Raw genomic sequence first — 22883 nt, forward strand, 5'->3', positions numbered from 1 at the left:
TCCCGGCGTTACCCGCCGCCGTCGGGGCTGTCTTTCCGGGCAGCCTCGGCGGCGGCTTTTTGCACCACGGCCTCCAGCTCGTCGGCCGTGAGCAGCTCCCGGTGCAGGTGCTTGGTGCGGTACCCCGCGCGGCCCACCATGTGCGCGGACACCGGTACGGTGAGCAGCTGGAAGATCCAGGCAACCACCAGGACGGGCCATACCCACCACGTCCGCATCTGCAGTCCAATAGCCGCCAGCAGCAGGAACAGGCCCAGGACCTGCGGTTTGGTGGCCGCGTGCATGCGGCTCAGCAGGTCGGGGAAGCGGAGCAGGCCGATGGCGGCGCCCAGGGACATGAGCGCCCCCACCACCATGAATACTGCCGAGACGGCGTCGATCCAGCCGTCGGGACCGGACAAGTCAGGATTCATCGGGCTTCACCCTTCGGTCCGCCACAAAACGGGCCACGGTGACGGACCCGATGAAGCCGATGATGGAAATGGCCACCACCAGCATGAGGTTGTTCAGGTGCCGGTTCACGGCCATGTCGATGCACAGGGCTCCGGCCAGGATGGCCAGGAGGACGTCGGCCGCCAGCACCCGGTCCAGCAATGACGGGCCGCGGGCGATCCGCATGATGGCACCGGCCGCAGCAAGCGAGAAGATGACGGCTGTAACAGCCAGGACAACATGCATCACGTGGCGGCCTCCATTCGGACGGCTTCGAGTTCCTCCGGGCTGCCCATGATGCGGATCAGGCCGGCCTCGATGGACCGGACTTCGTTCCGCAGGCCCTCCACGTCCTGCTTGGAGGCGATGTTGAGCGCGTGCAGGTAGAGGGTGGATGTGGAGCGGTCCACCTCGACCACCAGGGACCCCGGGATCAGGGAGATCACGTGGCCGGTGGCGGTGACGATCAGGTCCTGGTGGCTGCGCAGCCTCACAGCAACGACGGCGTTGGTCACCTTGGGGCCGCGGACCGTGGCCAGGTACAGCACCTGGGCGCTCGCCACCACCACTTTGCCCACGAAGGCAAGCGCGAAGGGAACCGCGTAAAGGATGTTGAACCGGCCGCTGAGCTCCACCGGCGGAAGGTAGAACAACCGGGCCACGCCCACTGCCAGCAGGGCACCGAAGAGGAGGTTCCCGGGGCTGAAGTCCTGCCACAGGGCGCCCCAGACAATCACCAGCCAGACCAGGAGAGGCAGTTCCTGGCGCAGGGAGATGCGTTTGCGGCTCATCGCATACCTCCCACGGCAGGCGTGGCGGGAACCGGGACATCAGGGCCCAGGACTGACTGGATGTACGGGGTCCGGTCCAGCATGTCCCGCGCTGCCCGGTCCGAGAGCCCGAACAGCGGCCCGGCAAAGACGGTCAGGGCAACGCCCAGCGCCACCAGGCCCAATGTGGGGCCCACCATGGTGCGCGGCAGGAGGGTCACGGTGTTCAGTTTGGCGCCCGGTCCCGACACCCGGGCCGGGCTGGCAAGGAGCACCGGATCCGGATGCTCAGCGTCGGTGGGCCTGCGCCAGAACGCGCGGTTCCAGACCCTGGCAACGGCCAGCAGGGTCAGGAGGCTCGTCACCACCCCGCCGATCACCAGGGCGTAGGCCAGTGGCGTGCCCAGCTCAACGCCGGCCTGCATCAGGCCCACCTTGCCGAGGAACCCCGAGAAGGGCGGGATGCCAGCGAGGTTCATGGCCGGAACGAAGAACAGCATCGCCAGCATGGGCGACAGTTTGGCCAGGCCGGCCAGCCGGTCCACGGAGGAACTCCCGCCCCGCCGTTCGATCAGGCCGGTGACCAGGAAGAGGCTGGTCTGGATGGTGATGTGGTGGGCCACGTAGAAAACCGCTGCGGCCAGCCCGGCAACGGAGGACATGGCCAGGCCGAACACCATGTACCCGATGTGGCTGACCAGGGTGAACGACAGGAGCCGCTTGATGTCGCTTTGGGCCAGGGCACCAAGGATGCCCACCACCATGGTCAGCAGCGCCGCCACCATCAGGGGCGTGTTGAGGGTGTCCCCGGGGAACAGCAGGGTCTCGGTCCGGACCATCGCGTACACACCCACCTTGGTGAGCAGCCCGGCGAACACGGCGGTGACGGGGGCCGGCGCCGTGGGGTAGGAGTCGGGGAGCCAGAAGGACAGGGGGAAGACGGCGGCCTTGATGCCGAAGGCCACCAGCAGCATGACGTGCAGCAGGGTCCTGGTGCCCTGGTCCAGGTCCCCGAGCTTGATGGCCAGATCCGCCATGTTCACCGTTCCGGTGGCGCCGTAGACCATGGCTATGGAGATCAGGAACAGCACCGAGGACACCACGGACACCACCACGTAGGTGACGCCGGCGCGGATGCGCGGCCCGGTGCCGCCCAGCGTCATCAGGACGTAGCTTGCCGTGAGCAGGATCTCGAAGCCCACGTACAGGTTGAAAAGGTCCCCGGACAGGAACGCGTTGGACACCCCCGCCACCAGGATCAGGTAGGTGGGGTGGAAGATCGAGACCGGGGCGTCCTGGTCGCCGTCGGCCATGCCCTGCCCGGTGGCATACACCAGCACGGCCAGGCTCACGGCGGAGGACACCACCAGCATCAGGGACGAGAACTGGTCCACCACCATCACGATGCCCCACGGCGGCAGCCAGCCGCCGATGGCCACGGCAGCGGTCCCGCCGTTCCACGCCGATGCCAGCAGGAGGCATTCGAGCGCCAGCGTCAGCGAGAGCAGGGCGATGCTCACCGCGCGCTGGGCCCGGGTATGCCGGATCAGCAGGAAGGTCAGGGCAGCGCCCAGGATGGGAAGTACGACGGCGAGCGGGGCAAAGCTTGCGATGTTCACTTTCCGCCTCCTTCCGGGCCGGAGTCGACGTTGAGTGAGCCGGGCTTTTCCTCCGCGGCAGCGTGTTCGGCGGGCATCTCCCGGCCGCCGGCCACAAGCGTGGCCACCGGCTGGTCCGTTTGCAGATCTGCGTTGTTGTTGGACGCTGCATGGTTTGAGACGTCCCGGCCGTCCGATCCCAGCATGGTGAGCGGGAACTCGGAGGTTTCCGCCGGAACTTCGGCGTCGTCCTCCGCGTCGAAGCTGGGGGTCGCCGCCACGCGGCGGTCTTCCAGGTCGTCCTGGATGTCGTCCTGGCGCGCCAGCAGCCAGGTGCGGTAGATGATGCCGAGCATGAACGCCGTGACGGCGAAGGAGATGACGATCGAGGTCAGGATCAGGGCCTGCGGGAGCGGGTCGCTGTAGTCCTGTGCCGGGGTGTCCTTGGCGAACAGCGGCGCCAGTCCTGCATAGCCCCCGGTGGCCAGGATCAGCAGGTTGGTGGCGTTGGCCAGGAGCATCAGCCCCAGCAGCACCCGGGTGAGGCTGCGTTCCAGGATGAGGTAGATGCCGCAGGCATACAGGGCGCCCATGACGATCAGCAGGGTCAGGTTGACGCTCATGCGTGGCCCTTTGCGGTGGTCTCGGCGGGGACGGTGTCGGGCTCCAGCGGGGGTTCCAGGTCCCGTTCAGCCTCCAGTTCCGGCTGCCCGGGACGGTCGATGTCCGGCTCGTCCTGGTGTGGGGCGGCCGCCGACCGTTCCTCCATGTGCTCGTCAATTTCGGCCCCGAGGCTGCGCAGCACGTCAAGCACCAGCCCCACCACCACGATGTACACCCCGATATCGAAGATCGTGGAGGTGACGAATTTGATGTCCCCGAAGACGGGCAGCCACACCTGGATGATGGCGGACTGGAACACCTGGCCGCCCAGCAGCAGGGGCACCACGCCGGACACGGCGGCCAGGGCCAGGCCGGTGCCCAGCAGCGCGCCGGCGCTCAGTGGCGCCGCCTCCCGCAGTTCGAAGCGTCCGCCGGCCAGGTAGCGGATGGTCAGCGCCAGGCCGGCGGTGAGGCCGCCGGCGAAACCGCCGCCCGGCAGGTTGTGGCCGGCCAGCAGCAGGTAGAGCGAGAAGATGATCATCGAGTGGAAGAGCAGCCGGGTGACCACTTCGAAGATGATGGAGCGCCGTTCGGGGGCCAGGGTGCGGCCCGCGACGATCCAGGGATCCCGGGCTGCGGCTGCGAACCTGCGGCTGATGGCCAGTGCCGCGCCGTCGCGGGAACCGGGATCCACGCCGTGGGACCGTCCCACCGTGCCCTCGGCAACGGATGCGGACCGCTGCAGCCGGTCGCCGCGCCCGCGTACGAAGATCAGGCTGGCGACGCCGGTGGCGGCAAGCGCAAGGACGCTGATCTCGCCGAAGGTGTCCCAGGCGCGGATGTCCACCAGGGTCACGTTGACCACGTTCAGGCCGCCGCCGCCCTCGTAGGCAAGCTGCGGGAACTGCAGTGATACGGGCAGGGCGGTCCGGGCGCCCATGGCGAAAATGGCCGCGAACACCATGGTGGCGCCGAAACCCAAACCGATGATGACACGCACCACCCGGTATTTGCCGCCGGTGCGGTCCCGCAGTTCCGGCGGGAGGCTGCGCATGGCAAGGACGAACGCCACCAGGATGATGGTCTCCACCAGCATCTGGGTCAGCGCCAGGTCCGGAGCGCCCTGCAGGGCGAACACCAAGGCGATGCCGTACCCGGTCACGGAGACCATCAGCACAGCGAGGAAGCGTTTGTTCGCCTTAACGGCGGCCAGGGCGCCGATCACGATGCCCACCCCGGCCACAAGCTGCAGCGGGGAGTTGGGATCCACCAGGTAGACGTTCTGCGGCAGGGGGTTGCCACCCAGGAGGATGACCGTGAGCGGCAGGACGAACGCCACGCTGAGGATCACGGCAAGGTAGAAGTACAGTGAGCCGCGCTGGGTCCGGCCGGTGATCCAGACGGCCACGTCGTCCAGGGCGCCGATGGTCAGCTGGTAGGCACGGTCGCCGTCCACCCAGGCCGGGACCAGGGACTGGACGCGGGCCACCGCGTTGCGGCCAAGATACATGGCCGCGCCAAGCACGAAGGTGACGGCCGTCAGCCCAAGCGCCGGGGTCAGTCCGTGCCACAGCGCAAGGTGGCCCGCCTGCGCGGCCGGAGTGCCGGCGTCGGGCGCTGTGGAAGCGAACAGCGCCGCGTACGGCTGGATCCAGGCGTCCACCGGCACGGGCCAGAGCCCGTACACGATGGTCAGGACGCTGAGGACGGCGGGGGCGGCGAGGAAGGAGGGCCGGATGGCTTTGAAGGGGATGGGGTCCACGCCGGGTTTGACCGCGAAGGCACCCCACATGAAGCGGGCGCTGTAGGCGAACGTGAGGATTGACCCCACCACCAGCCCAGCCAGGACCACCGTGCCCCACGGTCCGGAGTGCGGGTCCGCGGCGTGGTGCACGAACGCCTCCAGCACGGATTCCTTGGCGACGAAGCCGGCCAGCAGCGGAACGCCCGCCATGGACGCGGCACCGATGCCGGCCACGATGCCCAGCGCACGGGAGGAACGGAAGACCCCTGACAGCTTGCGCACGTCGCGGGTTCCGGACTGGTGATCGATGATGCCCACCACCAGGAAGAGCGTGGCCTTGAAGAGGCCGTGGGCCAGCAGCATGGCAAGGCCCGCCAGCGCGGCGTCGGGCGTTCCCAGGCCCACCGCCATGGTGAGGAAGCCCAGCTGGCTGACGGTGCCGTACGCGAGGATCAGCTTGATGTCGGTCTGCCGCAGTGCCCGGTAGCCGCCCACCAGCATGGTGGCCAGGCCCAGGCCCAGGACCACGGGCTGCCAGTAGGCCGTCGCGGAGAATCCCGGAGCGAGGCGCGCCACCAGGTAGATGCCGGCCTTCACCATGGCGGCGGCATGCAGGTAGGCGCTGACGGGGGTGGGCGCGGCCATGGCGCCGGGGAGCCATAAGTGGAACGGGACCAGCGCGGACTTGGTGATGGCACCCACCAGGATGAGCACGACGGCGGCACCCACCACGGCGCCGGACGGTCCGGACGCCAGTGTGGAAGCCTGCTCCAGGATGCTGGAGATACGGTACGTGCCCGCGGTGTAGCCCAGCATGATCAGGCCCACCAGCATGGCCAGGCCGCCGGCAGTGGTGACCATCAGCGCCTGGAGGGCGGACCGGCGGGCGGCAAGCCTGGTCCGGGCGAAGCCGATCAGCAGGTAGGACAGGATGGTGGTCAGTTCCCAGAAGATGAACAGCAGCAGCAGGTCATCGGCGGTGACCAGCCCGAACATGGCACCGGCGAAGGCCAGCAGCTGGGCGCCGAACGGGCCGAGGTCCTGGTCTTTCCGTTTGAAGTACCGGGCGCAATAAACCAGCACCAGGGCGCCGACGCCAAGCACCAGCAGTGACATCACCCAAGCCAGTGCGTCCATGCGGAAGGCGAATTCCAGGTGGAGGCTGGGGATCCAGTCCAAGGCCTCGGTGACGGCTCCTGACCCTGACCCTGAGTAGACGGGACCGTGCTGGAACACCAGCCAGCCGAAGGAAGCAGCCGGAACGGCAGCCAGCGCGTAAAAGGCGTTGCGGCCCCAGAGCCTGAAGAGGAAGGGCGCGAGGACAGCCACCGAAAAGTGCACGGCAAGGACTGTGATCACTGTATTCTCCGCAACGTCAGGAATTCGATTGTCAAAAGTTGGAGCAGGCGGCAAAAAGTAAGGTCCGGGAGGGCTCAGTTTATCAAGGCCCGTCGGGTGTCTTCCCCCGTCAGCGGCGCCGCCGCCGGCGGAACCCCGCCGTCAAAGGCCCGTGGTCCCAAGGGTGTTCGCCACCGGCGGATACGATGCATCGTATGAACAGCGCCAGCGCTCCGGGAGCAATGCAGCCTGCCTCGGAACTCGAAGCCGGAACCCGGAACTCCAGCAAGGGCCGCGTACTGGCCTGGGCTTCCTGGGACTGGGGCTCGGCGGCCTTCAACGCAGTGATGACCACCTTTGTCTTCACCGTCTACCTGACGTCCAACGCTTTCGGCAGCGAGGACAGTGCCTCTGCGGTCCTGGGCGCCGCACTTGCCGTTGCCGGGTTCGCCATCGCCCTGCTGGCGCCCGTCACGGGCCAGCGTTCGGACGCGGGGGGCCGGCGGAAGCTGTGGCTGGGAGTCAACTCGGCCGCCGTCGCCATCCTGACGGCCCTGTGCTTCTTCGTATTCCCCCGCCCGGAATTCCTGCTCCTCGGGGTATCGCTGATCGCCCTGGGCAACGTGTTCTTTGAATTTGCCGGCGTGAACTACAACGCCATGCTGGCCCAGGTCTCCACGCCGCAAAACATCGGAAAGGTCAGCGGCCTGGGTTGGGCAGCCGGCTACCTTGGCGGCATCGTGGCACTCCTGATCGTCCTGCAGCTGTTCGTCCAGCCGGCCTTTGACTGGTTCGGCGCGTCCACCCGGGACAGCCTCAACATCAGGCTCGTTGCCGTCTTCTCCGCCCTGTGGTTCTTCGTCTTCGCCCTCCCCGTCCTGTTTGCCGTCCCCGAACTGCCCCGGTCCGCCCAGGCGGGCCGCCTGGGCTTTTTTGCCAGCTACGGACTGCTGTTCCGGCGCATCAAGGCCATCTATGCCACCAGCCCGCACACCATCTACTTCCTGCTGGCCAGTGCCGTGTTCCGTGACGGACTGGCCGCCGTCTTCACGTTTGGCGGCATCATCGCCGCCGGCACCTTCGGCTTTGCCCTGTCCCAGGTGATTTTCTTCGCCATTTTCGGAAACGTGGTGGCTGCTGTCGGGGCGGTCATTGGCGGATTCCTGGACGACAAGGTGGGCCCCAAAGCTGTCATCACCGGGTCCCTGGCGGGCCTCCTGGTCGCCGGGTCGGCGATCCTGGCCCTGGGCAACGGGGACTATGTCTTCTTCGGCATGCAGTGGGCCGGGACCACCACGTTCTGGGTATTCGGGCTCTTCCTCTGCCTGTTCGTCGGGCCTGCCCAGTCCTCCTCCCGCGCATACCTGGCCCGGCTCGCGCCGCACGGCGAATCCGGGGAGCTGTTCGGCCTTTACGCCACCACCGGACGGGCCGTCAGCTTCCTGGCGCCGGCGCTGTTCACCCTCTGCATCACCGTGGCCACCCCCCTGGTGCCGGCCGGGCAGGCACAGCGGTGGGGGATCCTGGGCATCATGGTGGTCCTCCTGGCAGGGCTCGTGGTGCTGCTGCCGGTGAAGTCGCCGGCCAAGGCACCCATCGCCGTGGTCCCCGCCGCCTGAAAACACCTTCCGGGCCACGTTCCAGGCCCCGGCCAAGTGTTGCCAGGCAGACTAGGCTTGACCTATGAACGTGGACGAAACCAACCTTCCCGGCCTGGGCCGCCGGAAGGATTTCATGACCGCCTCCGGACGCCGCATCGGTGTCGTGGAGCGGCGGGAAGGCCAGACGGAACTCATCGTTTCCACCTGGGACGACCCCGACACCTGCCAGGCTTCCATTCCGCTCACCAGCGACGAAGCCGCCACCCTGGGCAACCTCCTCGGCGGCACGCACCTGGCAATGAAGCTCGCGGAAGAGCACAAGGACGTTCCCGGGATTGTCACCCGGCAGTTCTCCATCGCCGCGGACTCCCCGTTCCAGAACCAGCCCATGGGCAAGGCCTGCATCCGCACCCGCTGCGGCGTGTCGATCGTGGCCATCATGCGCGAGGGCGAGGTGCTGCCGTCGCCCGGCCCCGACGTCGTGCTGCACCCCGGCGACCTGCTGGTGGCTGTGGGTACCCAGGAAGGCCTCGACTCAGCGGCCGATATCCTGCGCCACGGCTAAGCCCTATGGACCCGTTGGCCCTGACCCTCATTGAACTGGGGGCCGTTGTGTTCTGCCTGGGGCTGCTGGCCAGGCTGGCCGGACGGATCGGAATGTCGCCCATCCCGCTCTACCTGCTGGGCGGATTGGCTTTTGGTGCGGGCGGCATCGTCAAGCTGGAAGGCATGCACGAGTTCGCACATCTCTCCGGCGAGATCGGCGTCATCCTGCTGCTGCTTATGCTCGGACTGGAATATACGGCGTCTGAGCTCTTCACCGGCCTGCGGCGCTCGTGGCAGGCCGGCGTCCTGGACCTGGTCCTTAACTTCCTGCCCGGCGCGGGACTGGCCCTGCTCCTGGGCTGGGGCGGCGTGGGTGCCATGGTCATGGGCGGCGTCACGTACATATCCTCGTCCGGCATCGCCGCCAAGGTCATCACCGACCTCGGCCGGCTGGGAAACCGGGAGACACCAGTGGTGCTGTCCATCCTGGTGTTCGAGGACCTGGCCATGGCCGTCTACCTGCCCATCCTCACGGCAACGCTCGCGGGAGTAAGTTTCCTGGGCGGGCTCACCGCGGTGGGCATCGCCCTGGCGGTGGTCACCATGGTCCTCATGGTGGCGCTGCGGCACGGGCACCATGTTTCCAAGGCGGTGCACAGCGAGAATTCCGAGGTCTTCCTGCTCAACGTCCTGGGGGCCGCCCTGCTGGTGGCGGGGGCGGCATCGGCAATGCAGGTCTCCGCCGCCGTGGGGGCCTTCATGCTGGGCATCGCGATCTCGGGTTCCACGGCCCACAACGCCACCCGGATCCTTGAACCCCTGCGCGACCTGTTTGCCGCCATCTTCTTTGTGGCGTTCGGACTCAACACGGACCCGTCATCCATTCCCCCGGTCCTTGGCTGGGCCCTGGTCCTTGCTGCGGCCACCACCGCCACCAAGATGGCCACCGGGATTTGGGCCGCCAAACGCGCCGGCATCGCCAGGCCCGGCCGGTTCCGCGCCGGCGCCGCGCTCGTGGCCCGCGGCGAATTCTCCATCGTGATCGCCGGCCTGGCCGTTGCATCGGGAGTGGTCCCGCGCGAGCTGGCGGCGCTGGCTACGGCCTACGTGCTGCTGATGGCGGTGCTGGGCCCGCTGGCCGCACGTTACGTGGAACCGCTGGCCAGGCCGTTTATCCGGAGGCCGGCCGTCGCCCCGCAGCTCTAGGCGCTGGAGGCGCGCCGGCGGCCGTGCCGGTTCTGCCGGACACTGCCGCAGCTGAACGCTGGTGCGGCTAAATGCTGGTGCGGTGGAAGTTGAGGTGGCTGCGGCTTGCGGTCGGGCCGCGCTGGCCCTGGTACCGGTTGCCGTATTCGCCCTGGCCGTAGGGGTATTCCGCGGCCGAGCTGAGCCGGAAGAAGCACAGCTGCCCGATCTTCATCCCCGGCCACAGCTTGATGGGCAGCGTGGCCATGTTGGACAGCTCCAGGGTGACGTGGCCGGAAAATCCGGGGTCGATGAAACCTGCGGTGGAGTGCGTGAGCAGGCCCAGGCGGCCCAGGGATGATTTGCCTTCCAGGCGGGCCGCGATGTCGTCGGGCAGCGTCACGGTTTCATAGGTGGAACCCAGGACGAACTCCCCCGGGTGCAGGATAAAGGCCTCGTCCTGCTCCACTTCCACCAACCTCGTCAGCTCAGGCTGCTCCTGCGCGGGATCGATGTGCGCGTACTTGTGGTTATCGAACAGGCGGAAGAACTTGTCGATCCGGACATCCACGGACGACGGCTGGACCATCGCAGGATCGAACGGTTCCAGCACGATCCGCTGGGAATCAATTTCGGCACGAATGTCGCGGTCAGAGATCAGCACCGTCCCAAATTACCGTATCGGTTATCCACAGCCGCACTTTCCCGTTGTTGCTGTGGCCTCGTGGGGCTAATGTTGCGAATGAAAGCCGCCGGAATGGTCTCCCGGATGGCGTAACAGGGCTGGGGATGTTTGTGAATAAATTGGTGGCACCCTCTTTTATTGGCGTGCTCTGTGCGTGGGCACTGGTCTCGTCGTCGGCAGCAGCGCCTCCCGCGCCGCTGCCGTTCAGCCAGGCGGATTCGGCTGGCATCTCGCTGGCGGCTCCCGTGGTTCGGGGCGGAACATCCGTCGATGGTGACGGTTCCGCAGGACGCCTCACCCCTGCCGTGGACCCGGACATCCGGGTGGCCTCGCCCCTGCCGGCGGCCACAGCCACGCCAACTGCAGCGTCCGCGCCCGTGACAGCCGCTCCTGCAACTACTGCGCTTGTGCCCTCCACGGAAACGTCACCGGTGGCATCACCAACTGCCGTTCCGGCGGAGCCCGCACCCCAGACGGTGTCCGTCCCTCCGTTGTGGGCGCCGGACCAGGAACTGGCTTCGCCGCCGGCCACCCGGCTGGCCACCCCTGAGTCCGGCACCGCGCTTCCCTCCACGGAGGCACTGGTCCCGGACTCGAATGCTGCAGCCATCCTCACCGTGTTCACCAGGATCAACGAATACCGGGTGGCCAACGGCCTGAACAAGGTCAAGTACCACCCCACGGTGGCCGGCATGTCGCAGGAATGGTCGGACAGCATCGCCGGCCGTGACGTGATCGAGCACCGGGCAAGTTTCTGGACCGATCCCCGCGCCCTCAGCCCCAACAACGGCGCCGGCGAGGTGATCGCCATCCGTACCGACCGAGACGCCGCCCAGCTGGTGGAATGGTGGAAGGGATCGCCGGGCCACAACGCCATGCTCCTCGATCCACGGTTCAACGTGATGGGTGCCGGCATTTCCTACACCAACTCCACCTACCAGATCTGGGGCGTGGTGAACTTCTTCGGCTACACCACGCTGCCGGCGGGGACCCTGGATTCCCCGGGCGGCCCGGGATCAGGGGACGCTTTCCCGCCGCCGGCGCCTAGCCTGTGCGATGCACCCGCCAAGCACATGCCGCCCACGCTTAATCTCGCCGCCGCCGCGATCACAGGCCCGGCCGACATCGTGTCCGTCGACTCCGCAGGGCAGCTGCTGGACAGGGCATCCACCGGACCCCGCACCTATGCTCCGGCCAGGGTGATCGGCTCAGGGTTCAGCGGAGCGAAGGAAGTCTTTGTCACGGACTGGGACCGTGACGGCACATATGACGTCCTCACCCAGTGGACCGGCGGCGACCTCACACTGCACCGGGGCATCGCCGGGGGTGGGTTCCAGGCCGCCATCACTCTCGGTAAGGGCGGCTGGAACACGCTGACCCTGGCCGTGGGCGGCTGGTGCGCCAACAACCGGATGCCCCAGATCCTGGCCCTGGACGGGGCCGGGAACCTGTTCCTCTACGCCAACAAGGGCACCGGCGACATCGCGGAGCGGGCCACCGTTGCCACCGGTGTTTACGCTTCCCGGCTTTCGATGGTGGACTACGACGCCGATGGCTTCCAGGACGTGCTGGCGCTGAAAGCGGACGGCAGCGTGCAGCTCTACCGCGGGTGGGGCACCACCGCACTCCGTGCAGAGACGCGGCCCACCGTGGCCACCGGCTGGACGGACGTTACGGGAATCCGGGCGCTGCGCAACGTCACCGGGCTGAACTCCACGGGCGTGGCGCTCCGCCGCGCCAATGACACCGTGCAGTACTGGGACCTGACCGCGGGAAGCCTTGCCTCGCCGTCGAACCTTGCCGGACCCTGGACCGGGCAGCGGCTGGCCCAGTAGGCCGGGACTGCCTGCATGGGCTCAGATGGCCGGTTGGAGCTCCAGCACGTGCTTCAGCCGGTCCAGTTGGGCCACATCCGCGCTGACACGGCGCTGCAGCATACCGTCCAGGAAGCCGAACCTGCTGAAGAAACCGAAGCGCCCCTCGCGTTTGGCTTCCATGGCGAACCGGACGCGGGTTCCCGCGTCTTCGGTGCTCAGGTAATAGCCGCCCCAGCGGGTTGCCGGCCCGGACACAACGTGGAACTGGATTTCTGCGCCGGGGCGCACGTTGGTGATTTCCAGGTCCGCGGGAATGCTCAGGCCCGAACGGCCCGCCACCATTTTCCGGTAGACAGCCCCCGCGGCCTCGGCCGGCCCCTGCACGAGCTTCACGCTGCGGACATCGTTGCGCCAGGAGGGAAGATTGGTGGCGTCGAGGAGGTATTGGTAGACGGCCATGGCGTCGCGTTCTATGAGGACCTCGTACTCTGCGATTGCCATGAAGATAGTTCCTGTGGTTGACGTGGGCTGCCGCAATAGCTGCCTCCCCCAACGCGGCCGCTACCCGGATCAGGTTAGCCAGCGCCCGGCGCCCAGACCCAGCCGACAGCGCCGACGTTATTGAAGAGTTACTGGATGACGTCCCGCGTTCAGGACACGGAACCCGCGCAGCTTCGGGGTTGGCGGGGAGCCCGCAGATCTGCGCTAAGCTAAGTTCTGCCCCGCGCGAGTGGCGGCATGCGGCTGTAGCTCAATGGTAGAGCGCTAGCTTCCCAAGCTTGATACGCGGGTTCGATTCCCGTCAGCCGCTCTGTTTTCCCTCTTCCCACAGCTTTGCAACCCCCGGCGCGTATTAGGTACAGGGGTGTAGGGTCGGTAGTCAGGAACCTTTTCGGTTCCGCTACAGGAGCAATCATGGCTGACAAGTCCCCGCGTCAAACGGCATCAAAAAAGTCCGGCAAGTCCCTCAAGGAAAAGCGCGCAGACAAGAAGGCCGCCGCTGCGCCGGCCAGCTCCCTGGACATCACATCCAGCAAGGCCGCTAAGAAGAAGTGACAGGCCAACAGGCCCAGCTGAGCCTGGGCGTCCTGGCCACTACGCGGAAACCGGACGAGCGCCGGGTTCCCATCCATCCCCTGCATTTTGAGCGGATCGACCCCGAACTCCGCGGACGCATCATCCTGGAACAGGGCTACGGCGAGCACTTCGGTGTTCCGGACAGCCACCTCTCCACCTTGGTGGGAAGAATGGCGGACAGGGAAGAACTGCTGGCCGCGGCCGACGTCGTGCTCCTGCCCAAACCCCAGCCGGAAGACCTTGCCGACATGCGCGATGGGCAGGTCCTCTGGGGGTGGCCGCACTGCGTCCAGGACCGTGCCATCACCCAACTCGCCATTGACAAGAAGCTCACCCTCATCGCCTTTGAGGCGATGAACCACTGGGCCAGCGACGGCGGGTTCGGCCTGCACGTGTTCCACAAGAACAACGAACTTGCCGGCTACTGTTCGGTCCTGCACGCGCTGGCCCTGACCGGTTCCACCGGGGACTACGGGCGCCGCCTCAGTGCCGTGGTGATCGGTTTCGGCGCCACCGCCCGCGGGGCTGTGACGGCACTGAACGCGCACGGCGTCCACGACGTCCAGGTGCTCACCAACCGCGGTGTGGCTGCGGTGGGTGCCCCTATCCATTCGGTGAACATCGTGCAGTTTGACCACGACGCCGAGGCCCCCTTCCTGAGCCAGGTCATCACCGAGCGGGGCCGGGTTCCGCTGGCCCCGTTCCTCGCCGAAAGCGACATCGTGGTCAACTGCACGCTGCAGGACCCCAACAACCCGCTGACGTACCTGCGGGCAGAGGACCTGGCGGGATTCCGCCCGGGCAGCCTCATCATCGATGTCTCCTGTGATGAGGGCATGGGATTCAGCTGGGCCCGCTCCACCACGTTTGCCGATCCGATGTTTACGGTCGGGGACCACATCAACTACTACGCGGTGGACCACAGCCCCTCCTACCTCTGGAACTCCTCCAGCTGGGAGATCAGCCAGGCCCTGCAGCCGTTCCTCGAAACCGTGATGGCCGGTCCTGACGCCTGGGAAGGCAATGACACCATCGCGCGGGCCATCGAGATCCGTGACGGGGTCATCCGCAATGAAGCCGTGCTCCAGTTCCAGGAGCGCTCCCCGGAGTATCCGCACCAGGTTCTTCACATGGCGGACCGGCTGGCGCAGTCCTAGGCACCTGCGTGGCGGCTGACGATCCTCACCGGGTGGCCGCCTTTCAGGTCCATCCGGAGCTTCAATCCACCCTTGCGCGCCAGGACCACCGCCACCGTCATGGCCGCCAGCGCGGGAACACCGCCGGATACCAGCAGGGCAACGTGGGGATCGGCATGTTCGGCGATCCAGCCCAGCATGGGGCCGCCCAGCGCCTGGCCCCCGATCAGCACCATGATGTACAGGCTCATCACGCGGCCGCGGATGGCCATGTTGGAACTGACCTGCACCAGCTGGTTTGAGCCGGTAAGGAACATCAGGCACCAGAACCCGGACAGGACCATCACGGCCCCGAACCACACCATGGACGGGGCGAGGGTTGCGAGGCAGAGCATCAGGCCATACATCCCCGCGCAGAACACCACGGACCGCAGGCGGAGCTGCCGACGGCGGGTGGACGCCACGGCGCCGGACAGGGCACCCAGTGCCACCAGGGCGTTGAGGAGTCCGTACCCGCCGGCGCCCACCTGGAAGATGTGGTCCGCGTAGGCGGCAAGCAGCACCGGCAGGCTCATAGCGAAGACCGAGATGAACCCTGCCATGAGCCATGGCCAGTAGATGGTGGGCTTGCTCAGGGCGTAGCGCAGCCCTTCCCGGAGCATGCCCTTGCTCTTGGGCGTCGGGGCGCTGACGTACAGCTGGTCCTTGCGCAGGAGCAGGAGCATGGTCACCGTTGAGCAGCAGGCCAGGGCGTTCGCCGCGAACGCCCAGCCCGCCCCTACTGCCGTCAGGAGCAGGCCCGCGATCGCAGGGCCGATCAGCCCGCCCAGCTGGAAGGTGGTGGAGTTGACGCTGATGGCGTTCCGCAGATACTTGGGGCCGACGAGTTCATTGACGAACACCTGCCGTGCGGGCTGGTCAAGGACGGTCACCAGGCCCAGGACGCAGGCGATGACATAGACATGCCAGACCATGATGACGCCGGTGAGGGCCAGCAGGGCCAGTGATGCAGCCAGGATGGCGGCCACAGCCTGGCACAGGATGAGGATTTTCCGCTTGGCGAACCGGTCGGCGATCATGCCGCCCCACGGGCCAAGCAGCAGGGAGGGCATGAACTGCAGGGCCACCGTGAATCCGACGGCCGTCACCGATCCCGAGAGCTGCAGCACCAGCCAGTCCTGGGCGATGCGCTGCATCCAGATGGCAATGACGGCGATGAAGTGGCCCACGGCGAAGATCCGGAAGTTGGGCACTTTCAACGAGATGAAGGTGTGCTTCCAGGGGAGCTTTTCGGCGACGACGGCGAGCGGCTGGGTCTGGTTGTCCGGCGGCGGTGTGCCCGCGGCGTCGATGACTGGTTGGGAGACGGAGGCCGACGAAGGCGGTGGGGGTGCCACAGGAGTGTCCTCAAATTGCGGGCGGTCTGGGATGTCTTTAACGCTAGGCTGGCGGAGCAGATTATGGAGGCGTATGGTCCCTATAACTCGTATTGCGAAACGCAATAACCCATCCAGAGTGGAAGGCCCGGGAACCCACAATGTTTGAACCAGCCCAGCTGCGTTCCTTCCTCGCGGTGGCGGACACCCTGAGTTTCACCAAGGCCGCCGAGCGCCTGGGCCTGGCCCAGCCCACCATCAGCCAGCACATCCGAAAACTTGAAGCGGCCGCCAAACGCAGCCTGATTGCCCGGGATACCCGGGACGTCAGGCTCACGGACAACGGCGACGCCATGGCGGGTTTTGCCCGCAACATCCTGTCCGCGCACGACGCCGCCGCGCGCTACTTCTCCGGCTCGGCAATGCGCGGCCGCCTGAGGTTCGGCACCGCGGACGACCTCGCCATCACCGGGCTGCCCCGGATCCTGCGTGAATTCCGGCAGATCTACCCGCAGATCAACCTGGAACTGACCGTTGGGCAAAGCGACCAGCTGTACCGGAAGCTCAACGCCGGACAGCTGGACCTGGTGTTCGTGAAATGGGTTGCCGGCGCAAAGGACGGCACCGTGGTCCAGCACGATTCCTTCTCCTGGGTGGGGCTGGAGCAGACGGTGCTGGAGCCTGGGACGCCCGTGCCCTTGATCGCCTACCCTTCCCCGAGCCTCAGCCGAAAGCTGGCCATCGATGCGCTGGAAGCCCATGGCAGGACCTGGCGGATTACCTGCACCACCCGCCAGATCAGCGGCGTGCTTGCGGCAGTCCGGGCCGGCATCGGCGTGGCCGTGATGCCGACGTCGCTGGTGCCTGAGGACCTGAAAATCATCACGCGCCGGTTCGATCTTCCCGCCGTGGGGGATGTGGATTTCACGCTGATCCGCAACCCGTTGGCCAACGCCGAGGTGATCGACGCCCTCACCCAATCGATCGTCGGAAGGACCATTAACCGCCAAACTTAACTCCCTATCGGCACAAATTCCTGCATTTAGGGGAGTTAGGGGGCCCGTGTCCATTGATAGGGGAGGTGCCATCCCCTATGCTCAATTACCAAGGTCAAGCAGCAGGCCGGTTCACTAAAACAAGCGCGCATCCGCATGCCGGAAAGCCGCGCTTGGGACAGGCAGCCAATGACGACAGCCAGGAACATCCATCTCGGTTCAGCGCACGCGCGCCCGTACAACACCGCACGGCCGTCCACCCGCCAGAACACCCTCGGAACCGGACACGCCTCCGTGGACTCCGGCTACGTGGGAAAACCCACCTGCGACAAATGCCGTACCGACGAGTTCGTCTACCTCGAATCGTATATTCCGCCCACCTACCGGCGTGACGGAACCGTGGCCACTCTTGGCGAAGTGGCGTACACCTGCACCCGCTGCGAGGAATTCTCGGCCCACAGCGTCCCGGCCACCTGGACACCACCGGGCTGGTATCTGGGCTAGCGAGACCGGCTAAGCACACTGCTCTAAAGAGGCAAGGCCCTAAAGAGAAAAGGCCCTTATGAGAAAAGGCCGGGCAGCCACCGTTCGGTGGCTGCCCGGCCATTCCTTGCGCCTGGCTCCGGCGCGCGGGTTTTAAGGGATCAGAGCCTCAATGGCTCAGATCAGCGCGTCCGACAGGTGGTTCGGGGTGCCGAACCGGTGTGCCGTGATGCTGACGGCCTGCTCGTGCAGGAACGGAAGCAGTTCCACGCGCCCGGCCTCTGTGACGGCGTGGGCATAGATGGCCACGTCCGGCCGGCCGCCGGTCGCATCGGCGAGCGCGGAAGCGTCGCCGCCGATCAGGCGGATGCGCGCACCGGACAGTTTGCCCGCGGAGGCGAGGCCCGCCGCCGAAGCCAGCCAGCCGGCGTCGGACTCCACCACTACGTCGATATCAAGGGCGGTGAGCACGGAGCGCAGCTGGGCGGGAAGTTCGACGGCGGTGGACACGGTGACTGCCGAACCCGCCAGCACGCCGGCCGCCACAGTCCGGACGAGGTGCGCCAGCGGCGCGCCTTCGGAGAGCCGGATGGTGACCGGCAGGCTCCGGTAGCGGAAGATGTTGCGCTCGGCGCTGAGTCCGGAGACGTCCTTGGCGGTGCCGAACTCATCGGCCCACGCTTCGGCGTCGGAGGCCAGTGCGCGCTGGACGGATTCGAGCTCGGCGGGCTGCAGGGCGGGGCCGGCGGCGTTGACGATGCGCCGCACGCCGGGGTGGGTGACAGCGGCATTCGCCGAGGCCGTGCCCGGCGCCCAATCGCCGAGCCCGGCCAGGTAGTTGGGGCCGCCGGCCTTGGTTCCGGCGCCGACGGCGGACTTCTTCCAGCCGCCGAACGGCTGGCGCTGCACGATGGCGCCGGTGATGCCGCGGTTCACATAGAGGTTGCCGGCCTGGATGGTGTCCAGCCAGATGCCCAGCTCCTCGGAGTTCAGCGAGTGCAGGCCTGCGGTGAGGCCGTACTCGATCTGGTTCTGGATGGCGATGGCCTCTTCCAGCGTGTCAGCGGTCATCACACCCAGGACCGGGCCGAAGAACTCGGTCAGGTGGAAGTAGGAGCCGCGCTTGACGCCGTACCGCACGCCGGGGCTCCACAGCCGCCCGGTGTCATCCAGCTTCTGCGGTTCCACGGCCCAGTTCTCGCCGTCGCCCAGGGTTGTCAGGGCGTTGAGGAGTTTGCCGTTGGCGGGCTCGATGATGGGGCCCATCTGGCTGGTGGGGTCCTGCGGGTAGCCCACCTTCAGGGACGTCACGGCGTCAATCAGCTGGTTGTGGAAGCGCTTGGACTTGGCAACCGAGCCCACAAGGATCACCAGCGAGGCCGCGGAGCACTTCTGGCCGGCATGGCCGAACGCGGAGTAGGCCACGTCCTTGGCCGCCAGGTCCAGGTCTGCGCTGGGCGTGACGATGATGGCGTTCTTGCCGCTCGTTTCAGCAAGCAGCGGCAGGTCCTTGCGGAAGGAACGGAACAGCTCGGCGGTTTCGTAGCCGCCGGTGAGGATCACGCGGTCCACGGACGGGTGGCTGATCAGCTGCCGGCCCAGTTCCCGCTCCCCCAGCTGCACCATGGTCAGCACGCCCTTGGGCACGCCGGCTTCCCACAGGGCTTCGATCATCACGGCGCCGCTGCGTGCGGCCTGCTTGGCAGGCTTGATGACGACGGCGGAGCCGGCGGCGAGTGCCGCGAGGGTGGACCCTGCGGGGATGGCGACCGGGAAGTTCCAGGGCGGCGTGACAACGGTGAGCTTGGCTGGGACGAACGTGGCGCCGTCGACCGTGTCCAGCTTCCGCGCGGACTCGGCGTAGTAGTGGGCGAAGTCCACGGCTTCGCTGACTTCGGGGTCGCCCTGGTCGATCGTCTTGCCGGTCTCGCTGGCCATGACCTCCAGGAGGTCGGCCCGGCGGGCTTCCAGGATTTCCCCGGCGCGGTGCAGGATGTCCGCGCGCTCGTTGCCGGACAGGGCGCCCCAGTCCTTGCCCTTTTCCACGGCGTTGGCGATGGCCGTGTTGAGGGTTGCTTCGTCGTTGATGAACGCGGCCTTGACCGACGCGTTGCCCAGGGTGGAGGCCGGGACGCGTTCCAGGATGGCGCGGCCCCAGGTGCGGTTGGCCGGCAGCGCGGGATCGGTGTCCGGGGTGTTCCGGAAACCGGCGTGCGGCATGGGCTCCGGCGGGAGGTTGCGGTCCTGGCGCCGGTTGGGCAGCGGCACGCTGTTGTCCAGGGCGTCGAGCGAGGACAGAAAGCGCTGCTTTTCGCGCTCGAAGAGGCCTTCGTTCTCGCTGAGTTCGAAGACGGCGGACATGAAGTTTTCCTGGCTGGCGCCTTCTTCCAGGCGGCGGATCAGGTAGGCGATGGCGACGTCGAACTCGGAGGGGTGCACCACGGGGGTGTAGAGCAGCAGGGAGCCCACGTCCTTCTTGACCGCCTCTGCCTGGCCCTGCGCCATGCCCAGCAGCATCTCGAACTCGATGCCGGACTCCACGCCGCGCTGCTTGGCCAGGAGCCAGGCGAAGGCGATGTCGAACAGGTTGTGGCCGGCCACGCCGATCCGGATGTTCTGGATCCGGTCCGGGTGCAGCGCGTAGTTGATGACCCGCTTGTAGCTCGTGTCCGAGTCCTGCTTGGTGCCCCAGGTGGCCAGCGGCCAGTCATGCAGGGAGGCCTCCACCTGCTCCATGGGCAGGTTGGCACCCTTGACCACGCGGACCTTGATGCCCGCGCCGCCCTTGGCGCGGCGCTCGGCGGCCCAGTCCTGCAGGCGGATCATGGCGGAGAGTGCGTCCGGGAGGTAGGCCTGGAGCACGATGCCGGCTTCGAGGTCCTTGAACTCGGGCTTGTCCAGGATCCTGGTGAAGACCGCGATGGTCATGTCCAGGTCCTTGTACTCCTCCATGTCCAGGTTTATGAACTTGGCCTTCTTTCCCGGGCCGGCGAAGGAGTTTGCGCGCTGGAAGAGCGGGGTGAGCTTTTCGACGACGTGTTCCACGGCTTCATCGAACGCCCAGGCGGAGTGCGGGGCCACGGTGGAGGAGACCTTGATGGAAACGTAGTCGACGTCGGGACGGGCCAGCAGCGTGTGCGTGCCCTCGAGCCGGCGGGACGCCTCGTGCTCCCCCAGGACTGCCTCGCCGAGGAGGTTGACGTTGAGCTTGATGCCGTCCTTGCGGATCTTGGCGATGGCCGGGCCCAGCTTGGCGTCGGTGGCGTCAACGATCAGGTGGCCCACCATTTCACGGAGCACCCTGCGGGCGATGGGGATGACCACCTGCGGCATGACGGGGGCCATGGTGCCGCCGATGGCCACGGCACTGCGCATGTACCAGGGCAGGAAGGCCGGGACCTTGGGGGCGAGCTTGGCCAGGTTGCGGGCCGCCACGTTCAGGTCCTCGGGACGGACCACGCCATCCACGAAGCCCACAGTGAAGTCCAGGCCGTTGGGGTCCTTCAGCACGCCGGCCAGCTGCTCGGCGGAGGCGTCCACGGGGACCTTGGAGGCCTCGGTGAGCCAGCGGCGGACCAAGGCGACTGACTCATTGGCGAGGGCCTTTGCCTGGGGGACGTCGACGTCGACGGTCTGCGGTGCGGTACCGGCTGAAGTTGCTGGTTCCATTGCAACGTGGGTCATGATTTTTCCCGATCTTTCTTGCCGTGGGAGAAGGTCTTTCCACCAGTATGAGCTTCTGCTCACATAAGATAAAGCGATCTTTTCCAATCAATACAGGTTAGGAATACCGATGATTTGCCGCCCTGGTTCCGCCCCCGCACGCCGGCTCACCTTTGACGCCCGAAACCTCAACGCCCGCTCACTTCCGGCAACAAACAGCGAACCCCCGCTCACTGGGTGAGCGGGGGTTCGCTGCGGGACGCCCATAAGTGAGCGGGGGTTCCCGGAAAACCCGCCGGATGTGAGCGGGCGTCCCGGAGGAGGGTTAGGCGAGGGGGCGGTGCAGCTCCACGAGCTCCTCATGGCGCGGGCTGTTGGGGTTCATCAGCGAGTGCTTGCGGCCGTAGCCGAAGTAGATGGCCAGGCCGATGATCAGCCACACCACGAACCGCAGCCAGGTCTCCCAGTGCAGCTGCAGCATCAGGAAGGCCGAGGCAAGGACGCCGAAGGCCGGAACCAGGGGCATCAGCGGCAGGCGGAACGTGCGTGGGGCGTCGGGGCGCTTGTAGCGGAAGATGATCACGGACAGGCAGACGACGACGAACGCGGCCAGGATGCCGATGTTGGTCAGGTCAGCGACCGCCTTGATGGGGAACACGCCGGCAAGGAAAGCGGACGCGATGCCGCCGATCCAGGTGACGCGCTGCGGGGTGCCGTGGCGGTCGGTCTTGGAGAACCAGCCGGGGAGCAGGCCGTCGCGGCTCATGGAGAACCAGACGCGGGTAACGCCCAGGAGGAACGTCAGCATCACGGTGAGGATGGACAGCACGGCGAACACAGAGATGATGGTGGCGATGACCGGGAGCCCCACGGAGGTGAAGGCCGAGGCGAAGCCCGCCTTGGGGTCGATGTCCTTGTAGTTCTGCATGCCGGTGAGGACCAGGGTGGCGGCAACGTAAAGCAGCATGGCGATGATGAGCGAAAGCACGATGGCCTTGGGCATGTGCTTCTTGCCGTCCTTGGCTTCCTCTGCCGCGGTGCTCATGGCGTCGTATCCGAACACGGCGAAGAAGACTGTGGCGGAGCCTGCCACCACGGGACCGAAGCCGCTGGGCATGAACGGGTTGTAGTTGTTGGTGTCGATGTAGAAGATGCCCAGCCCGATGATGAAGAGGATCAGGATGACCTTGATGGCCACGGCCACGAGTTCGAACCGGCCGAACGCCTTGGTGCCGCGGGAGAGGATCCAGGTCACCAGCAGGCAGACCAGGATGGCGGGAATGTTGACGATGCCGCCCTTGCCCTCGTCTGCGGTGGAGGTCATCCAGGTGGGCAAATGGATGCCGATGCCGGCGAGGAAGGCGTCAAGGTAGCCGGAGATGCCGATGGCCACCACCGCCACAATGGCAATGTATTCCAGCAGCAGGTCCCAGCCGATGAACCAGCCGATCACCTCGCCGAGCGCTACGTAGCCATAGGTGTAGGCGGAGCCGGCGCGCGGGATCATGCCCGCGAACTCCGCGTAGGACAGGGCTGCGGCCGCTGAGGCCAGGCCTGCGATCAGGAAGGAAATCAGTACCGCGGGCCCCACCCCGGGTGTTCCTTCGCTGCCGGCGGCCACCAGTCCCGCGAGGGAAAAGATGCCGACGCCGATGATTCCGCCAACGCCGATGGCGGTGAGCTGCCACAGGCCAAGGGACTTGAACAGTCCGCTGTGCTTGTTTTCTTCTTCGATGTCATCAATTGGCTTGCGCCGCATGATCGATTGGCTCATATCTTTACTGCTCATCAGGAACTCCTGCTTGGGGTGCGACCCCGCCGCGGCACGCCAAGG

The 22883-nt window shown here is 66.7% G+C and carries 19 protein-coding genes and 1 tRNA gene; 9 read left to right on the plus strand and 11 right to left on the minus strand.

What is annotated here, in order from left to right; all coding sequences use genetic code 11:
- Window positions 1-8 precede the first annotated feature (8 nt).
- The 6 genes from mnhG to LDO86_RS18690 are packed head-to-tail and all read right to left on the minus strand — an operon-like array spanning window position 9 to window position 6506.
- Window positions 9-413 (minus strand): monovalent cation/H(+) antiporter subunit G, encoded by a 405-nt coding sequence (gene mnhG, locus LDO86_RS18665; RefSeq protein WP_018769976.1) that lies wholly within the window; start codon window positions 411-413, stop codon window positions 9-11.
- The gene (locus LDO86_RS18670) at window positions 403-681 is read right to left on the minus strand and encodes a monovalent cation/H+ antiporter complex subunit F (protein WP_026265883.1); all 279 of its coding nucleotides are present in this window, start codon (window positions 679-681) and stop codon (window positions 403-405) included. The genes mnhG and LDO86_RS18670 overlap by 11 nt, the downstream gene beginning before the upstream one ends.
- Window positions 678-1223 carry a Na+/H+ antiporter subunit E gene (locus LDO86_RS18675; protein ID WP_018769974.1) on the minus strand — a complete coding sequence of 182 codons (546 nt, stop codon included), beginning with the start codon at window positions 1221-1223 and terminating at the stop codon, window positions 678-680. Before LDO86_RS18675 ends, LDO86_RS18670 begins: the two co-directional genes overlap by 4 nt.
- Complete coding sequence (locus tag LDO86_RS18680; RefSeq protein ID WP_018769973.1) at window positions 1220-2821, minus strand: Na+/H+ antiporter subunit D; 1602 nt, start codon at window positions 2819-2821, stop codon at window positions 1220-1222. The genes LDO86_RS18675 and LDO86_RS18680 overlap by 4 nt, the downstream gene beginning before the upstream one ends.
- Window positions 2818-3423 (minus strand): Na(+)/H(+) antiporter subunit C, encoded by a 606-nt coding sequence (locus tag LDO86_RS18685; protein WP_018769972.1) that lies wholly within the window; start codon window positions 3421-3423, stop codon window positions 2818-2820. Before LDO86_RS18685 ends, LDO86_RS18680 begins: the two co-directional genes overlap by 4 nt.
- A complete protein-coding gene (locus LDO86_RS18690) occupies window positions 3420-6506 on the minus strand; it encodes a Na+/H+ antiporter subunit A (protein ID WP_018769971.1) in 3087 nt (1028 codons plus the stop codon). The genes LDO86_RS18685 and LDO86_RS18690 overlap by 4 nt, the downstream gene beginning before the upstream one ends.
- A 194-nt stretch (window positions 6507-6700) precedes the next feature.
- On the opposite strand from LDO86_RS18690, the gene LDO86_RS18695 reads away from it, so the two are divergent.
- From LDO86_RS18695 to LDO86_RS18705, 3 genes are all read left to right on the plus strand, one after another.
- Window positions 6701-8104: an MFS transporter gene (locus LDO86_RS18695; protein WP_026265882.1), complete on the plus strand. Its 1404-nt coding sequence runs from the start codon at window positions 6701-6703 to the stop codon at window positions 8102-8104.
- Window positions 8105-8168: 64 nt separating this feature from the next.
- Window positions 8169-8651 (plus strand): TrkA C-terminal domain-containing protein, encoded by a 483-nt coding sequence (locus LDO86_RS18700; protein ID WP_018769969.1) that lies wholly within the window; start codon window positions 8169-8171, stop codon window positions 8649-8651.
- 5 nt (window positions 8652-8656) lie between these two features.
- A complete protein-coding gene (locus LDO86_RS18705) occupies window positions 8657-9838 on the plus strand; it encodes a cation:proton antiporter (RefSeq protein ID WP_026265881.1) in 1182 nt (393 codons plus the stop codon).
- Window positions 9839-9905: 67 nt separating this feature from the next.
- Here LDO86_RS18705 and dcd read toward each other — a convergent pair whose 3' ends face one another.
- Entirely contained in the window at window positions 9906-10481 is a 576-nt protein-coding gene (dcd, locus tag LDO86_RS18710) for a dCTP deaminase (RefSeq protein WP_018769967.1), read from the minus strand.
- A 143-nt stretch (window positions 10482-10624) separates the two neighbouring features.
- Between dcd and LDO86_RS18715 the strand changes: the two genes are divergently transcribed.
- Window positions 10625-12337, plus strand: a complete 1713-nt coding sequence (locus LDO86_RS18715) for a CAP domain-containing protein (RefSeq protein WP_224084149.1) — start codon at window positions 10625-10627, stop codon at window positions 12335-12337.
- A gap of 21 nt (window positions 12338-12358) precedes the next feature.
- On the opposite strand, the gene LDO86_RS18720 is transcribed toward LDO86_RS18715, so the two are convergent.
- Window positions 12359-12820 carry an SRPBCC family protein gene (locus tag LDO86_RS18720; protein WP_018769965.1) on the minus strand — a complete coding sequence of 154 codons (462 nt, stop codon included), beginning with the start codon at window positions 12818-12820 and terminating at the stop codon, window positions 12359-12361.
- A 239-nt stretch (window positions 12821-13059) separates the two neighbouring features.
- Here LDO86_RS18720 and LDO86_RS18725 point away from each other — a divergent pair.
- From LDO86_RS18725 to LDO86_RS18735, 3 genes are all read left to right on the plus strand, one after another.
- A tRNA-Gly gene (locus tag LDO86_RS18725) sits at window positions 13060-13130 on the plus strand.
- Between the two features lie 104 nt (window positions 13131-13234).
- The gene (locus tag LDO86_RS18730) at window positions 13235-13375 is read left to right on the plus strand and encodes a hypothetical protein (protein WP_018769964.1); all 141 of its coding nucleotides are present in this window, start codon (window positions 13235-13237) and stop codon (window positions 13373-13375) included.
- Window positions 13372-14553, plus strand: coding sequence for a N(5)-(carboxyethyl)ornithine synthase (locus LDO86_RS18735; protein ID WP_018769963.1), 1182 nt, complete (start codon window positions 13372-13374; stop codon window positions 14551-14553). The genes LDO86_RS18730 and LDO86_RS18735 overlap by 4 nt, the downstream gene beginning before the upstream one ends.
- Here the strand turns inward: LDO86_RS18735 and LDO86_RS18740 are convergent.
- On the minus strand, window positions 14550-15929 hold the full coding sequence (locus LDO86_RS18740) for an MFS transporter (protein ID WP_018769962.1): 1380 nt from the start codon (window positions 15927-15929) through the stop codon (window positions 14550-14552). The two genes, LDO86_RS18735 and LDO86_RS18740, sit on opposite strands and share 4 nt — an antisense overlap.
- Before the next feature lie 140 nt (window positions 15930-16069).
- On the opposite strand from LDO86_RS18740, the gene LDO86_RS18745 reads away from it, so the two are divergent.
- Window positions 16070-16924 (plus strand): LysR substrate-binding domain-containing protein, encoded by an 855-nt coding sequence (locus LDO86_RS18745; RefSeq protein WP_018769961.1) that lies wholly within the window; start codon window positions 16070-16072, stop codon window positions 16922-16924.
- Window positions 16925-17092: 168 nt separating this feature from the next.
- The gene (locus tag LDO86_RS18750) at window positions 17093-17407 is read left to right on the plus strand and encodes a hypothetical protein (RefSeq protein WP_018769960.1); all 315 of its coding nucleotides are present in this window, start codon (window positions 17093-17095) and stop codon (window positions 17405-17407) included.
- Between the two features lie 156 nt (window positions 17408-17563).
- Here the strand turns inward: LDO86_RS18750 and LDO86_RS18755 are convergent, their stop codons facing one another.
- A complete protein-coding gene (locus LDO86_RS18755) occupies window positions 17564-21070 on the minus strand; it encodes a bifunctional proline dehydrogenase/L-glutamate gamma-semialdehyde dehydrogenase (RefSeq protein ID WP_018769959.1) in 3507 nt (1168 codons plus the stop codon).
- A 304-nt stretch (window positions 21071-21374) separates the two neighbouring features.
- A complete protein-coding gene (locus LDO86_RS18760) occupies window positions 21375-22838 on the minus strand; it encodes an amino acid permease (RefSeq protein WP_026265879.1) in 1464 nt (487 codons plus the stop codon).
- Between the last annotated feature and the right edge of the window lie 45 nt (window positions 22839-22883).

Origin of the sequence: Arthrobacter sp. StoSoilB19 (assembly GCF_019977275.1) — a bacterium.
Lineage (GTDB): Bacteria > Actinomycetota > Actinomycetes > Actinomycetales > Micrococcaceae > Arthrobacter.

Coding starts and splice junctions, on each gene's coding strand:
- LDO86_RS18685 (WP_018769972.1), bottom strand. CDS start 3,423: ATGAGCGTCAACCTGACCCTGCTGATCGTCATGGGCGCCCTGTATGCC.
- LDO86_RS18695 (WP_026265882.1), top strand. CDS start 6,701: ATGAACAGCGCCAGCGCTCCGGGAGCAATGCAGCCTGCCTCGGAACTC.
- LDO86_RS18760 (WP_026265879.1), bottom strand. CDS start 22,838: ATGAGCAGTAAAGATATGAGCCAATCGATCATGCGGCGCAAGCCAATT.
- LDO86_RS18700 (WP_018769969.1), top strand. CDS start 8,169: ATGAACGTGGACGAAACCAACCTTCCCGGCCTGGGCCGCCGGAAGGAT.
- LDO86_RS18705 (WP_026265881.1), top strand. CDS start 8,657: ATGGACCCGTTGGCCCTGACCCTCATTGAACTGGGGGCCGTTGTGTTC.
- LDO86_RS18745 (WP_018769961.1), top strand. CDS start 16,070: ATGTTTGAACCAGCCCAGCTGCGTTCCTTCCTCGCGGTGGCGGACACC.
- LDO86_RS18675 (WP_018769974.1), bottom strand. CDS start 1,223: ATGAGCCGCAAACGCATCTCCCTGCGCCAGGAACTGCCTCTCCTGGTC.
- LDO86_RS18750 (WP_018769960.1), top strand. CDS start 17,093: ATGACGACAGCCAGGAACATCCATCTCGGTTCAGCGCACGCGCGCCCG.
- LDO86_RS18730 (WP_018769964.1), top strand. CDS start 13,235: ATGGCTGACAAGTCCCCGCGTCAAACGGCATCAAAAAAGTCCGGCAAG.
- LDO86_RS18755 (WP_018769959.1), bottom strand. CDS start 21,070: ATGACCCACGTTGCAATGGAACCAGCAACTTCAGCCGGTACCGCACCG.
- LDO86_RS18720 (WP_018769965.1), bottom strand. CDS start 12,820: ATGGCAATCGCAGAGTACGAGGTCCTCATAGAACGCGACGCCATGGCC.
- mnhG (WP_018769976.1), bottom strand. CDS start 413: ATGAATCCTGACTTGTCCGGTCCCGACGGCTGGATCGACGCCGTCTCG.